This window comes from Bacillus sp. ME78, assembly GCF_903970865.1.
Lineage (GTDB): Bacteria > Bacillota > Bacilli > Bacillales > Bacillaceae_G > Bacillus_A > Bacillus_A cereus.
Genome location: NZ_CAJCKK010000039.1, coordinates 21,173 through 36,174, shown reverse-complemented (window position 1 = coordinate 36,174; position 15,002 = coordinate 21,173). Strand labels below are relative to the sequence as shown.

The following is a 15,002-nucleotide window of genomic DNA, read 5'->3' as shown; positions in this document are numbered from 1 at the left end:
CGAACGAAGCTGGTTTAGGGAGTGCACCAATTGCTGCTGCGGCTGCAAAAACTGATTCCCCTGCAAAACAAGCTTTAGTTTCAATGACTGGTACTTTTCTAGATACGTTTATTGTATGTACAATTACAGGACTAGTATTAATTACTACAGGTGCTTGGAAATCTGGTAAAACTGGCGTTGAAGCTACAACACTTGCATTCCAATCTGTATTTGGTACTGCTGGTAGTATGATTCTCGGTATCGCAATTATTTTATTTGCCTACTCTACTATTTTAGGCTGGTCGTATTATGGAGAAAAATGTGTAGCTTATTTATTCGGAGAAAGTGCTGTTAAATATTATAAAGCAATCTTTATCGTCATGATTGCAATTGGTGCTAATTTAAAGCTAGGAATCGTATGGACATTTGCTGATATTGCAAATGGACTTATGGCCATTCCAAACTTAATTGGTCTAATTGGATTAAGTAGTATTGTTGTTGCTGAAACGAATCGCTTTTTACAAGCAGAGAAATTGAAAGAAAATAATAAAAAACAGGCAAGTTAATCTATGAAAAAAGGAATGACTCATACATGATGGGCATTCCTTTTTTCATCCCCTCTTTTACTTAATTACTATCATTAAAAATATATTTATATCAATGTTTACTCCTTTTTATTCCTCCAAAAGTTTTTCACATAAATGTCATAAATCGTATGGTCTAACTATATAGTTGAAAAGGAATGCGACATTAAAGTGTCGCTGAAAAACTCATCCAAGAAAAGGGAGGAAAAATCTTTTGAAAAACAAAATCATTGTTTTCCTATCTGTTTTATCATTTATTATTGGTGGTTTCTTCTTTAACACGAATACTTCAAGTGCTGAAACATCATCTACTGATTACGTTCCTAACCAATTAATCGTTAAGTTCAAACAAAATACATCTTTAAGTAATGTGCAATCTTTTCATAAATCTGTCGGAGCTAATGTCTTATCTAAAGATGATAAGTTAGGTTTTGAAGTCGTACAATTTTCAAAAGGTACTGTAAAAGAAAAAATAAAGAGTTATAAAAATAATCCAGATGTGGAATATGCAGAACCGAATTATTACGTTCACGCCTTTTGGACTCCAAACGACCCATATTTTAATAATCAATATGGATTACAAAAGATTCAAGCTCCACAAGCTTGGGATAGCCAACGAAGTGATCCTGGTGTAAAAGTAGCTATTATTGATACAGGAGTTCAAGGCTCACACCCTGATTTGGCTTCGAAAGTAATTTACGGGCATGACTATGTTGATAACGACAATACATCTGATGATGGTAATGGTCATGGTACACATTGCGCTGGAATTACTGGAGCACTTACGAATAACAGCGTCGGAATTGCTGGTGTTGCCCCACAAACTTCAATTTATGCTGTCCGCGTATTAGATAATCAAGGAAGTGGTACTCTTGATGCTGTAGCGCAAGGTATTCGAGAAGCTGCTGATTCGGGTGCAAAAGTAATTAGTTTAAGTTTAGGAGCTCCAAATGGTGGTACTGCATTACAACAAGCCGTTCAATATGCATGGAATAAAGGCTCTGTTATAGTTGCAGCGGCTGGAAATGCTGGAAATACAAAAGCTAATTACCCTGCTTATTACAGCGAAGTAATTGCAGTTGCTTCTACAGATCAATCAGATAGAAAATCTTCATTCTCTACTTATGGTAGCTGGGTAGATGTTGCAGCACCAGGTTCAAATATATATTCCACATATAAAGGAAGTACGTATCAATCATTAAGTGGTACATCTATGGCAACACCTCATGTTGCAGGAGTCGCTGCCCTTTTAGCAAATCAAGGATATAGCAATACACAAATCCGCCAAATTATTGAGTCAACTTCTGATAAAATTAGTGGTACAGGTACGTACTGGAAAAATGGTAGAGTCAATGCATTTAAGGCTGTACAATACGCTAAGCAATTACAAGAAAATAAAGCTTCTTAAGAAAACTTTAATCAGTCGATCTACCATGAATGCGGAATAAAATAGAAGGAGAGACTTCTATAATTAAAGCCTCTCCTTCTTACAAACTATATTACTCTCCCTGCTTTTTAACCATATGTAAATACAGTACAAAATCCATCATTGTCGACGAATGACCAAGTTGACGGATCATCGCTGTTATATTTCCTCTATGATATGTACCATGATTTACGACATGTTGCACTAATTCTAAAATCGAAGTTTCTAATGCCCCTGCATATGGGTTCTCAATAACAAATACAGCATTCACATCTTGTATTGTAATTAAAAAGTCTTTATATTGATTTGCCATGTTTTCAAACATTTTTTCTAATTCATGTAACGATTTAGTTTCAATTTGTTTTCGTAAATCTTCTCGGTCTTGTATTGCTTCATTCATACTTTTACCATGCAATATGTGTAACCACACTTGATCTGTAATATAAATATGCACAAAAGTATCCTTAATGGATGGGAATACACTCTGTATCTGCTCCTTAAAAATTGTCTCATAGTTTGGTAACTCTTTTAATCGATCGAATAATCTAGTATTAGCCCAAGCATGGTAATCAAACTGCTTTAATATATAATCTTTCAATTTATATTACCTCCCTATTGTATGAAACGAATAATTTGTTTCTTCGTTTCCGATTCTCTATCAACCTTTGCAATCCCTTTTTCTTTCATTTCATGCTTATTTATCGTTTTATATTTTACATACGTATGAAATTCCGTTTGAAATGGAAATGGTGTAATCCGAATTGTTTCCTCGTCCACCCATTCAGCTTGAATAAGTTTCTCATCCTTACTATTAAACATTTCTGTTCCTTCAAAACCATCTTTAAATAAATCAATTTCATCTTTCTTTTTTACACCAGGCTTATTCATACATACGTATAAAGAAAGTTCATCACAAAACTTTAATAATCTATAATGTTTATCAAACATCGCAAACTGTTCCTTTGTTAACGTTTTCAAAATTCTTTTTTGTCGTTCTAATTCATGTTTATAAAATGACATCATCTCTTCATCTTCCTCGTTTAGTGGAAATGATAAAAAATGTTTACTGCAAAGCAATGCCCCGTATGGATTAGAGTTTTCAATTTCATTCAAACCAATCGTATAAAAAACAAAACGTAATGGGCTTGGACAATCCATAAATGTATATGGGATATTTTTAGCATCATTTAAAATTGGTACTTTATCTAGCTCTATCCATCCTCTGTCATGCTCATATATTGCATCAACTGTTTCTTTTAAATATGTTTTACCTTCAAAAAAGTCTTCTTTTATATGCTTTGCAATCTCTCCAGCTAAAAAACCATGATCATGTTGACGAATTAATATACTTTCCTTCTCATTTTTTTCACGAAAAATCATTCATATACTCCCCCTCATCCTCATATTAAAGCTTTTTATATGCATCGATTCTTAATTAATCCCTAAATAATAGAAGGGATTCAGTCTCTTGCAACGAAATTAACATAATTATATAGTATTCTATCTAATCATAGTGATAGCTTTATCTTTACTATCTATTATACTAAAACATTCATTCCAAAAATTTTTTTATGAGGTGAAAACATGAACAAAACAGAATTAATTAAAAACGTAGCTCAATCAGCTGATATTTCTCAAAAGGACGCTTCTGCAGCTGTACAATCCGTATTTGACACAATTGCTAATGCATTACAATCTGGCGATAAAGTTCAACTAATCGGTTTTGGAACTTTTGAAGTGCGCGAAAGATCTGCTCGTACAGGACGTAATCCGCAAACTGGCGAAGAAATTCAAATCGCCGCTGGTAAAGTTCCTGCATTTAAAGCAGGTAAAGAATTAAAAGAAGCTGTTAAATAACCAAGAAACCAGCCATTTTATAGGCTGGTTTCTTGGTTTTATTTAAGCAATTGCTTTATATTCTCTGCATGATACACTTCACAAATATAAAATACACATTTGCATTTACTTACAATTTGATACTTTCTAGTTGGATACACATTCGCTGTAACAGAACATCCATCAAACAATTCAATAATATTTCCAGATGGCTGATATCCTTCATATAATACATTTCTTCTTACTTCCATCTTTTCTATAAGCTTTTCAACAGGAATATTTCCACTCTCTAATTCACTCTTTATTGCGTCCGGTAAAAACGAAGTGTCTGCAAAAATTAGATTTTCAGATAACACCTTGCCTTTATAACTAACATTAGATACACGGTAAAGAAACGTTCCATCTTTATCAAAGAAATTCTTTGCTTCTTTCGGAATGTACTGTCTACCAAGTGCCTCTTGTTCAATAACATCAAACTGAACTGTATCATTTAAAAGCTTTTCTAAAGCATGAATGGATGATGTATCTCCAGAAAATAAAATATTTTTAATTGCTTGTACGTTATAAGTGAATTCATTCTTTCTATTTTCCGCTACTAACATGAGGAACACCTCTTCTATAATTTTTTTATTTAAGATTTAAAAGTGCTGCCGCATCTAATTGCGTAATTTCAGTCACTTCCTTACTGAATATTGCAACAGAGGCCCTATAATCTAAACTAGGCCTTACATCTTCCATCATTGTATTACTTGCTAACTCTTGTCTATCCTTAAAAACCAACAAGTTTGGAGGATCATTTGGAGCTGATACTGTAATATGTACTGGCGGAATCATTAGTCCTTCACCTGTCGCTTTCAGCACCGCTTCTTTTCGAGTCCAATATGTTAAAAATCCTTCTATTTTCTGTTCATTTGGCAGTTTCATAACTTGCGCTATTTCAATGTCTGTTAATACACCTTCTGCCATTTTCATAACATCTACATTTGGATTCATTTGTTCTACATCTATGCCAACAGGTGCAGATTTTGTAAAAGCAACGACAACCCACTCACCTGAATGTGAAACGGATAATTGCGGCATACCTTCTGGTAATTGTGGTCTTCCATGCTGCAATTTACATACTGAGCACATTCGATCAATTGGTACTTGGACTGGTGACATAGAAAGTATCTTACCGAGAACTAATCTACTTATTACACAACCTATTATAAAACGAGCTCGATCTGCCGAATGGTGATACGAATTTGCTTTCTCTTGCTCTATATCATTTAGTAATTTGTAATGCCATGATTGTAAATCCGAAATTCTTGCCCACCATATTTGACAATCATTCTCATTCAAAGTTGGAACAGAATCTACAACTTTACTTTCTATCATGTAAACTCTCCTTTATTCAACGAATATCAATTTTCATAAGAAAGCATACGTATATTGTTATTCATTGACAAGTACTTTCTCTTTTTTTGATACAGATAATGTTTTTTCTTTCTTCTTTGACATTACCTCTTTATCGGAAATACGTAAAGAAAATAGTAGTGCTATGAGCAAAAATATTGCTGATCCAATTAGTGCTGCTTGATATGGTAAAAAATCGGATTGAGCGTTATTACTTCCAAAACCAGCTAGTATACTAGCTAAAACAGCTACTCCTATTGCTGAACCTAGTCGATTTTGCACATTGAATATAGTAGTCGCTCTCCCCATAGAAGGCGGCGTGATATTGTTAAAGGCAGAAAATTGAACCGCACCGACAGATTGACCTAAGAAAATACCGATGCCAAACAATAATGCGCGGATTTGCCACGGATTCGTATCGTGATTTACAAAACTTAATAAAACAAAGATAACCACGGTACAAATTAATCCAATAGAAATTACCTTTCGCGCTCCTAATTTTTTATATGACCATGGCACAATTTGTGAAGAAATCATTAATCCAATCGCCTCTGGAAATGTCGTAAGTCCTGATTCCAGCGCGGAAACTCCTATCACATTTTGATACATAAGTGGAAAAACAAATAACATTCCTAGTAAACCAGCTGATGAAAATAATGATATAAGGCTCATCTTTCTAAAGACTGGTTCTTTTAATAAGCGTAAATCTAACATCGGTTGCTTTACTTTCAGTTCTACGATTATAAACAATGTAATGAATACAACCCCAGCTATCCCAGTACTCATAATTTCTGGAGAAATCCACCCTTTTGATGGCCCCTGGCTGAGTGCATATATGAGCATCGCAAATCCTGGTGCTGATAAAATAAAGCCGAGAGAATCAAAGCGACCAGCTGATTTTTCAACATGCTCTGCTAAAAATAGAAGTCCAAATAGCAATGCAACGATTCCAAACGGTAGATTAATATAAAATGCCCAACGCCAAGACATTTGATCTACAAAGAAACCACCTATGATAGGACCAACTGCTGGTGCTACAGCAATTGGAAGTACAATGAACCGAGAAATCTTCGGTCTTTCCTCTGGTGAAAATGTTCGAAATAACATCGCCATTCCGACCGGTGTTAAAAGCCCTCCACCAGCACCTTGAATGATACGGAAAATATTCAATGAAGTAATATCGTTAGCCATTCCGCATAAAGCAGAGGCAATTGTAAATACGAAAAGAGCAATTAAAAATACTCTTTTCGTACCAAATCGATCTCCTAACCAACCAGAAATCGGAAGGAAAACAGCTAAACTAACTAAATACCCAACATTAACCGTCCCCATTGCAGATGGAGGTACTTGTAGTTCTTTACTTATCGTTTGTAGTGCTACATTTACAATCGTTGCGTCCATCGCAGCCATAAACATCGCAGTTATATAAACGATACTTACGACTACTTTTGGATTTAGTTTTGCTTTCATTATCGTTTTCCTGCTAATGTTTTTTCACGAACTTGATTACTTTTTGGATTCAGATCTTTCCAGTTATATTCAACATATTCTAAGCAGCTCTGCCTACTAGCTTCTTCATATACGACACTCCAGCCAATAGGTACATCGAGAAAAGCAGGCCAGAGAGAATACTGGCCCTCCTCATTTATTAATACTTTATATGTGTAATTATCATTTTCAAATGGATTCGTCATACTCTACTTACCCCTTTCTTATTCTGCAAATATTTCGCTAATACTTGTCCAATTTCCGTAAGTGGACCTGGCTGACATAAATCTTTATGTCTACAGTCAATATCATGCTGCACAATTTGCCCATCTAAATAATTTAGCCACGTATTTGGAGAAATAGGATCAAACCAGTCTGGTATAACAGTAGATCTAAAGAATAAGATATCCCCGTTATAAACTTTCGGTACATATTTCCCTAACAACCCTACTGAATTTACATATGTTTCTTTCAAGTTCAATATAGTCTCTTCTTCAAGACTTGCTAATGCACTTCCATCTTTACGAAGGATTTCAACTGCACTTTCCATTGTAAGTGGTTTACCATCCATGTTATCTGGGTCATATCCGCCTAAAGCAAGTAATGCGATTAACGCTTCCTCTTCAGTAGGCGCTTCCGTATTCGGTAAGAAGTGTCCAGGGTAAGAATCAAGCATAACGAGTAATTCTACTTCTTCCCCTTCATTTTGTAATTGCGCCGCCATTGCATGCACAACATTTCCTCCAAGCGACCAACCTAATAAACGATATGGTCCATGAGGCTGTACTTCACGAACGTGTTTCAAGTAATCCGCCGCCATCTCCTCTAAACTTTTTGGAAGTTCTTCATTTTTAGCAATACCACGTGCTTGTACACCATAGATTGGATAATCTGTTCCTAAAGATTTCATAAGTCCTGCATAGCACCAACTTAATCCACCTGCTGGATGTACACAAAATAGTGGTAATTGATCCCCGCTTGCTCGTAATGGAAGCAACACATCAAGTGCACTTTGACCATTCCCCATCTCAAGTCTTTCAGCTAACCCTGCAACAGTCGGTGCTGCAAATAAAGTACCAATGTTTAGTTCCACTCCAAGCGCCTCTTTAATGCGGCTCATAAGCTGTACTGCAAGGAGTGAATGGCCACCAAGATCAAAGAATCCGTCATCAATTCCAATTTGAGGTACACTTAGCACTTCTGTAAACAAGTCACATAACATTTCTTCTTGCGGTGTTCTTGGACCACGACTAGAAGATGATGCGATAAATTCTGGAGCTGGCAATGCCTTTCTATCTAATTTACCGTTTGGAGTTAAAGGTAACTCATTTACTACTACAAAAGCGTATGGAACCATATAATCTGGTAAACTACCACTAGCAAACTGACGCATTTCATTCGTATCAATCGCTTCATTATTTGATGCAACGATATAAGAAACTAACCGTTTATCCCCTGGTTGATCTTCCCGTACAATAACGGCTACTTGCTCAACTTTAGGGTGCTTCATTATGACTGCTTCTATTTCTCCTAATTCAATTCGGAATCCACGAATTTTTATTTGATGATCTGCACGTCCTATATAATCTAGCGTCCCATCTTTACGCCAGCGAGCTAAGTCTCCTGTACGATACATTCTTGTACCTGGCTTTCCAAATGGATCTGCGATAAAGCGTTCAGCCGTTAATCCTGCTCTTCCTAAATATCCACGCGCAAGCCCTGCACCTGCAACATACATTTCTCCAACTACTCCAGGTGGCACTGGTTGTAAATAGTTGTCTAACACATACACTTTAAGGTCAGGTATACTGCACCCAATTAAACTATTTGCTCGTAAAGAGACGATAGTTTCATCTAATTCAATATAACTAACATGTACTGTCGTCTCCGTAATACCGTACATATTAATAAGCTTTGGTGCGTTATGAGGATGTCGACTATACCAATCTTCTAAGCGACTTAGCTCAAGTGCTTCTCCTCCAAAAACAACATATCGTAAAGATAATTTTTGGCCAATCTCTTCATTTTCACGATCTGCTTGCATCAATTGATAGAACGCTGATGGAGTTTGGTTTAAAACCGTAACCTTTTCTTTAACAAGAAGCTGTAAAAATTCTTTCGGTGAGCGACTTACAGTATGTGGAACTACAACTAAACGCCCTCCGTATAATAAAGGTCCCCAAATTTCCCAAACCGAGAAATCAAAAGCGTATGAATGGAACATCGTCCAAACATCGTTTCCGTCAAACTGGAACCAATGATCAGTTGCTCCTAAAAGTCTTACTACATTTTGATGAGGTATCATAACGCCTTTCGGTCTACCCGTTGAGCCTGACGTATAAATAACGTAAGCAATATGTGATGGAGATAATGGCTTAATTCGTTCCACTTCATCAATATTGTCATCACTATATTTCTCAACTTCTGCTATTACTTTCACATCATCAACTAAAACTTTTAGTGTCTCATCACATTCAATTTCCACTTCTGAATTCGTTAAAACACATGATGGTTTCGCATCGTGTAGCATAAATGAAATGCGGTCTGCTGGGTAATCTGGATCTAACGGAAGGTATCCAGCACCAGCTTTAAGAACAGCTAATAAGCTTACAACCATGTTTAATGATCTTGGCATCGCTAAAGCAACGAGTTGATCAGGACCAATCCCTTTTGCTATTAGGAATCGAGCAATTTTATTTGCTTTTCTATTTAACTCTTCATAAGTTAATTTCTTATTTTCAAAGACAACAGCTATAGAATTTGCATTTATATGAGCCTGCTTTTCAAACAATTGTAGCAATGTCATTTCTGGTGCAATTTGAAAACCACCATTCCACTTTTCTAACACTGTATTTTTCTCTGCTACAGTTAATATTTCTAATCTGCCAATTGATTGATCCGGATTTGTAGCTGCATCATCTAATAACAAAATGAATCGTTCTATTAGTTTTTGAACCGTTTCACGTTTATATAAATCGGTACTAAACTCTAGTAATCCATGTAAACCGTTCGGAGTACCATCAACCTCGTTACTCTCACTAATTTCAAATGTTAAATCAAATTTTGCAGAACCAACGCTTTGAATTTCAAGGCTCGCTTCTAAACCTGGTACATGAAACGTTGCCTCTGGTGTATTTTGAAAAGCTAACATAACTTGAAACAACGGGTGGCTGTTTCGAGTACGTACTGGATTTAACACTTCAACAAGCCTTTCAAATGGAACATCTTGATTTTCATAAGCTGCAAGATTTACCTGCTTCACTCTATTTAATAATTCTTTAAAACTTGGATCTCCTGACGTATTTGTACGTAACACTAATGTATTTACAAATAAACCAACAATATCTGAAAGTACATCATCATTTCTTCCAGCAATCGGACTTCCAATTGGTATATCAGTGCCTGCACCTAATCTTGTAAATAGTGCACTAAGCCCTGCTTGCAATACCATAAACAAACTAACTCCATTTTTACGTGCAAGCTCTACTAACCTACTATGCATACCTTCATCTATATGAAAATGAATTGTTTCCCCGCGGTAACTCGTCTCAATTGGACGCTGGAAATCTGTAGGTAACTCCATTTGGTCTGGTAAACCTTTAAGTTCTTCTTTCCAAAAATCTAATTGTGTTGAAATAAGACTCTCTGGTGTCGTTTCATCACCTAGCAATTGCTGTTGCCAAAGTGCATAATCTGCGTATTGAACTGGTAGTGTCTCCAGCTGAACTCTGTCACCTTGACATCGTGCTTTATACGCCGCTGTAAAATCTCTCGTTAACGGCTGTAATGACCAGCCATCACCTACAATATGATGCAATAGAATTAATAATACATGTTCGGTTTCACTCACTGTAAAAAGTTGCAAACGAACTGCCGGCTCAATATCGAGGTTAAAACTATATCTTACCGCCTTTGAAAGTACACTTTCTAATTCATCTTTACATGTATTAGTTATTACCATTTCTAGATTTAAGTTTTCCATATCTAAAATTTTCTGATAGGAACTACCTAATACGTTAGGGAAAATTGTTCTAAGTGTTTCATGTTTCTCAACTACATCATAAAAAGCACCTTGTAATGCTTCCCGATTCAATATTCCATTCATACGAATGACTAGCGGAATATTATAAGTAGGACTTGGACCTTCTAAACAATTTAAGAACCATAACCTGCGCTGTGCAAATGAAAGTGGAATTTCATTTGGCCTACTTGCTTTCTGAATAGCTGGTCTTGCACTTTTTGCATGGTTTAATTGTTTCGCCAGTTCGGCAACAGTTGGTGATTCAAATAGTTTCCCGATTCCTAATTCCACACTTAACGTTTCACGAATTCTTGCCATTAAACGAGATGCGAGAAGTGAATGTCCACCCATTTCAAAGAAATTATCATCAATGCTAATTCGAGAAACACCTAGTACTTCTGCAAATAAATCACATAATATTTCTTCTTTCGGATTTCTAGCAACTCTCTCATTGTTCATTCCATTAAAATCAGGAGCAGGTAATTTCTTTCTGTCAACCTTACCATTTGGCGTTAATGGTAATTCTTCTAGCACAACAAATGCCGATGGTATCATATAATTCGCTAAACTTTCTGAAACATAAGAACGAATTTCTGAAAGATTAATCGGTTCCTTTTCTTCTGCAACGATATACGCAATGATGCGTTTATCATTTGGACGATCTTCTCGTACCATTACTACCGCTTGTTGAATATTTTCATGTCGTTGTAATACCGTTTCAATTTCAGCTAATTCAATTCGGAATCCACGAATTTTAATTTGATGATCTGCGCGACTAATGTACTCTAACGCACCATCACTACGCCATTTCACAAGATCTCCTGTACGGTACATGCGCTTCCCTGATTCTCCATAAGGATTTGCAACAAACCGTTCAGCTGTTAACTCAGGTTTTCCTAAATATCCGCTTGCAAGTCCTTCCCCTGCAATATATAATTCACCAATAATTCCAGGTGGAACTGGTTGTAGCCCTGCATCCAATACATACACTTCTGTATTGCAAATTGGCTTTCCAATAGGTGGTATACCCTTTTCACCTTCATCAATGTTCATGAAAGTAGACCAAATCGTCGTTTCAGTTGGTCCATATAAATTAGTTATTGAACAACCTAATTCTTTTAATTTATTTGCTAAATGCGCTGGGAGAGCTTCACCACCAACAAGTATATTTAGCCCTTGTAGCTTCTCTGGATAATCAGTTACTAACGCCTGCCAAAGCGTCGGTGTAGCCTGCATAATTGTCACTCTTTCTTCTTGTAAAAGTGTCGTTAATGCTGATGGCTCTTGTATGTCTTCTTTTTGCGCAATTGTTAAACTTGCACCACTAATAAGAGGTAAATAAATTTCTAGAGCAGAAATATCAAACGCAAACGTTGTAACTGCTAATAAATGATCATTTTCATTTAATGAAAACTTTTGCTGCATAGCCATTAAAAAGTTACTTAAACCTCTCATAGGAACAATTACACCTTTTGGGTTTCCTGTTGAGCCTGAAGTATATATTGTATAGGCTGGGTTTAAAAGTGATACATCATTCTTACATGCTATATTCATACGAGAATATGTATGTAACGCTAGTTTCGTTTCTTCGTCATCTAATACAATTTTTTTCATATCCTTTTCTATAACTAACTTAGATGAAACAGATGAATGTGTTATGATACAAAATGGTTTTGCATCATTTACTATATAATTAACTCTTTCTGCTGGGTATTCTGGATCTATTGGTAAATACGCTGCACCAGCCTTTAAGACTGCTAGCATACTAACTACCATTTCTATTGATCTAGGGAATACTAAAGCTACAAACTGATTTGGTCGTATTCCTTCTTCTACTAAATAATGTGCTAGTTCATTCGCTCGTTCATTTAGCTCTTTATACGTAAGGATTACACCGTCACAAGTAATCGCTAGTTTATTTGGATTTTTTTGCACTTGTTTTTCAAATGATATAGGTAAACTGATTAACTCATCGTCTTCCTTCGTTTCATTCCATTCCAATAAAACTTTATGATTTTCTTCAGGCAGAGTAATGTTTATTTTTCCAATCGGCTCGTTTTTCTCATAATTATTTATTACTAATTCAAATAGATTCATAAATCTTTCTTTATGCAATGCTAGCTCTGCGCCATTATATACTTCGGGATTCGCATCAAAATGAATCATTAGCTCATTTTGATCAAAACGTTTATATACATTTATCGATAAATCATCTACAGGTCCTGCTGATAAGTTATGCGTAATACCACGATTTCCAGCAAAATTAAGCCCGTAATCAAAAGGCATAACATTCACTAACGGTCCAAACAACCTTTGATTTTCACCTAGTAACTTTAAGTCTCTTCTTAATTCCTCATGACGGTATTTATAATGGCGACGTACATCTCGGATTTCTTTAGAAACTTGCTGCAATAATTCCGCAAGAGTTATATTTGGAGTTACTGTAATACGAAGTGGAACTAAATTCATTACCATACTTGGTGTATGAATAGATACAGAACCTAGACGTCCCATCATCGGTAAACCTAAAACAATATCATTTTCACCTGTTAATTTATGCATATAAATACTTGTTACAGCCACAATGAATTCCGGCCAACTTGTTAACGAAATATTGATATCTTCTAGTAAAGTTTTCGTGCTAGAACTAGATAAATAAGCTGTTTCTCGTGAAAATCCATTTGATGTTCTCGGTGCTCGTTCTGCCAAACTTACAACTTCTGGGGCATCTGCAAACTTTTCTAACCAAAAAGTACGATTTTCCTGAAATTGTTTAGACTCACGATACTCGATATCTTCTTGCACGACTTTTGCAAGAGAACCAAATGGCTTTTCACTCTTGTTTGTTTCTTCTATAAGTGATGTATACTCATTCGCTACCTTTTGGCTAAGAAGTGAAAATCCATAGCCATCCATCACAATGTGATGGATGCGCTGATACCAAAAGAAACGATTATTTTCAACTTGAATAAGTGCTTCAGTAAATAATGTATCTTTTTTCAAATTGACTGGTATGGATAAATCATTTTTCATCCATACTTTAGCAGCTTCTTCTGGGTTTTCTTCTTTACGAACGTCAATAAAATGCATATGAAACTGTAATTCTTCAACAACTTGCCATGGGCCAATTTCATCCTCTTCGAAGCGGACGTGAAGTGCCTCTGCTTCCCTTACAACTTTACGTACAGCTAATTCAAAAATGTCTTGATAAATATTTCCGTTTATTTCTACATATTCCCCAGTATTATATATCGGATTAAGCGGATCTAATTGTTGCGCAAACCACATACCAGACTGCGCAGATGATAACGAATGACGAATCTTTTGACTGTTAGGCATTCTTTACTACCCCTTTATTATGTAGTCTATTTGTTACAGCACCTGTGCTGTTTGTGAAGATAGTAAACTGTACCAACCTGCAACAGTTGGACGTTCTGCTAAATCTGCAAAAGTGATTTCTTTCCCTTCACGACGCCACTTCTCTACTAAACTCATAATTCTGACCGAATCAAGCCCTCTATTTAATAAGTCCTCATCAATATCAATACTCTCTACTGGCTCACGAAGTAGTTGTGCAACTAGTTCATGCACTTCCTGTATAATGATTCCTTCACTCTCATCACCTTTTACACTTTGTAAATCTTTTAACAGTAGGTTTGTTGATGTCGTTACTGCACATCTATTAGATGCATACTCCAATGCTTGTTTATGATGCTCTAGTGAAAAATCAGCAACTGCATCTGCTACAAAGAACGGCTCTATACCATCCATAAATGCTTCACAAGCTGTTAAAAGGCATCCAATATGCGCATAAATACCGCAAATAATAAGTTGATCTCTTCCTTGTTCATTTAAAATTTCTAATAGATTTGTCTTTTTAAATGCACTATATCTCCATTTTGTTAGGAATATATCATCCTCATCAGGAGTAAGTTCATCAACAATTTTCTTTTTATCTGGTCCAGCAGGAATACCGTCACCCCAAAAGTCTTGTAATAAACCTCTTTGTTCTAACGTTTGTCCACCAGGTTGTGCTGTATAAACAACTGGTATACCAAGTTCCTTACATTTTTCTCTTATCATTTTAATATTTGAAATAAGTTCTACTTTTGGTGATTCTTTATCGCTATATGCATCAAGAAAATATTCTTGCATGTCATGAATTAAAAGTACTGCACGTTTCGGGTCTGGTGTCCAATTCACTTTATTTTTTGGTAGTTCTGATTCAATTGGCATTTTATATACTGAAATAGATGGGATAGCCATCTAATCA

Annotated in this window: 11 protein-coding genes; 3 read left to right on the top strand and 8 right to left on the bottom strand. The window is 35.8% G+C overall.

The genetic code is table 11. The features are described from left to right. Together H6481_RS25645 and H6481_RS25640 are read left to right on the top strand one after the other, a co-directional pair. Positions 1-545 (top strand): alanine:cation symporter family protein (locus tag H6481_RS25645; protein WP_182813553.1); only part of this gene is annotated, 545 nt, incomplete at its 5' end. A 232-nt stretch (positions 546-777) separates the two neighbouring features. Then, positions 778-1,971: a S8 family peptidase gene (locus tag H6481_RS25640; RefSeq protein WP_065483475.1), complete on the top strand. Its 1,194-nt coding sequence runs from the start codon at positions 778-780 to the stop codon at positions 1,969-1,971. Between the two features lie 91 nt (positions 1,972-2,062). Here the strand turns inward: H6481_RS25640 and H6481_RS25635 are convergent, their stop codons facing one another. Both H6481_RS25635 and H6481_RS25630 read right to left on the bottom strand, forming a co-directional pair. Next, positions 2,063-2,587 (bottom strand): DinB family protein, encoded by a 525-nt coding sequence (locus tag H6481_RS25635; protein ID WP_023521877.1) that lies wholly within the window; start codon positions 2,585-2,587, stop codon positions 2,063-2,065. A 14-nt stretch (positions 2,588-2,601) separates the two neighbouring features. After that, positions 2,602-3,369 carry a DUF3891 family protein gene (locus H6481_RS25630; protein WP_023521876.1) on the bottom strand — a complete coding sequence of 256 codons (768 nt, stop codon included), beginning with the start codon at positions 3,367-3,369 and terminating at the stop codon, positions 2,602-2,604. A 204-nt stretch (positions 3,370-3,573) separates the two neighbouring features. Between H6481_RS25630 and H6481_RS25625 the strand changes: the two genes are divergently transcribed. Beyond that, positions 3,574-3,846, top strand: coding sequence for an HU family DNA-binding protein (locus H6481_RS25625; protein ID WP_001043905.1), 273 nt, complete (start codon positions 3,574-3,576; stop codon positions 3,844-3,846). 38 nt (positions 3,847-3,884) lie between these two features. Here H6481_RS25625 and H6481_RS25620 read toward each other — a convergent pair whose 3' ends face one another. Genes H6481_RS25620 through H6481_RS25595 form a run of 6 tightly spaced genes read right to left on the bottom strand, consistent with a single transcriptional unit; the run spans position 3,885 to position 14,995 of the window. Beyond that, positions 3,885-4,427: a hypothetical protein gene (locus H6481_RS25620; RefSeq protein ID WP_000959124.1), complete on the bottom strand. Its 543-nt coding sequence runs from the start codon at positions 4,425-4,427 to the stop codon at positions 3,885-3,887. Between the two features lie 25 nt (positions 4,428-4,452). Beyond that, positions 4,453-5,202 (bottom strand): 4'-phosphopantetheinyl transferase Sfp, encoded by a 750-nt coding sequence (sfp, locus tag H6481_RS25615; protein WP_023521875.1) that lies wholly within the window; start codon positions 5,200-5,202, stop codon positions 4,453-4,455. Between the two features lie 57 nt (positions 5,203-5,259). Next, on the bottom strand, positions 5,260-6,690 hold the full coding sequence (locus tag H6481_RS25610; RefSeq protein WP_023521874.1) for an MDR family MFS transporter: 1,431 nt from the start codon (positions 6,688-6,690) through the stop codon (positions 5,260-5,262). After that, positions 6,690-6,914: an MbtH family protein gene (locus tag H6481_RS25605; RefSeq protein ID WP_000184060.1), complete on the bottom strand. Its 225-nt coding sequence runs from the start codon at positions 6,912-6,914 to the stop codon at positions 6,690-6,692. Before H6481_RS25605 ends, H6481_RS25610 begins: the two co-directional genes overlap by 1 nt. After that, positions 6,911-14,068, bottom strand: a complete 7,158-nt coding sequence (locus tag H6481_RS25600; RefSeq protein WP_182813551.1) for a non-ribosomal peptide synthetase — start codon at positions 14,066-14,068, stop codon at positions 6,911-6,913. The genes H6481_RS25605 and H6481_RS25600 overlap by 4 nt, the downstream gene beginning before the upstream one ends. A gap of 33 nt (positions 14,069-14,101) precedes the next feature. Continuing rightward, positions 14,102-14,995, bottom strand: a complete 894-nt coding sequence (locus tag H6481_RS25595; protein WP_001007257.1) for an isochorismatase family protein — start codon at positions 14,993-14,995, stop codon at positions 14,102-14,104. Between the last annotated feature and the right edge of the window lie 7 nt (positions 14,996-15,002).

What these genes read in the sequence shown, in the direction of transcription:
- H6481_RS25630 (WP_023521876.1), bottom strand. Translation starts at nt 3,369, where the DNA reads ATGATTTTTCGTGAAAAAAATGAGAAGGAAAGTATATTAATTCGTCAA.
- H6481_RS25625 (WP_001043905.1), top strand. Translation starts at nt 3,574, where the DNA reads ATGAACAAAACAGAATTAATTAAAAACGTAGCTCAATCAGCTGATATT.
- H6481_RS25620 (WP_000959124.1), bottom strand. Translation starts at nt 4,427, where the DNA reads ATGTTAGTAGCGGAAAATAGAAAGAATGAATTCACTTATAACGTACAA.
- sfp (WP_023521875.1), bottom strand. Translation starts at nt 5,202, where the DNA reads ATGATAGAAAGTAAAGTTGTAGATTCTGTTCCAACTTTGAATGAGAAT.
- H6481_RS25610 (WP_023521874.1), bottom strand. Translation starts at nt 6,690, where the DNA reads ATGAAAGCAAAACTAAATCCAAAAGTAGTCGTAAGTATCGTTTATATA.
- H6481_RS25605 (WP_000184060.1), bottom strand. Translation starts at nt 6,914, where the DNA reads ATGACGAATCCATTTGAAAATGATAATTACACATATAAAGTATTAATA.
- H6481_RS25600 (WP_182813551.1), bottom strand. Translation starts at nt 14,068, where the DNA reads ATGCCTAACAGTCAAAAGATTCGTCATTCGTTATCATCTGCGCAGTCT.
- H6481_RS25595 (WP_001007257.1), bottom strand. Translation starts at nt 14,995, where the DNA reads ATGGCTATCCCATCTATTTCAGTATATAAAATGCCAATTGAATCAGAA.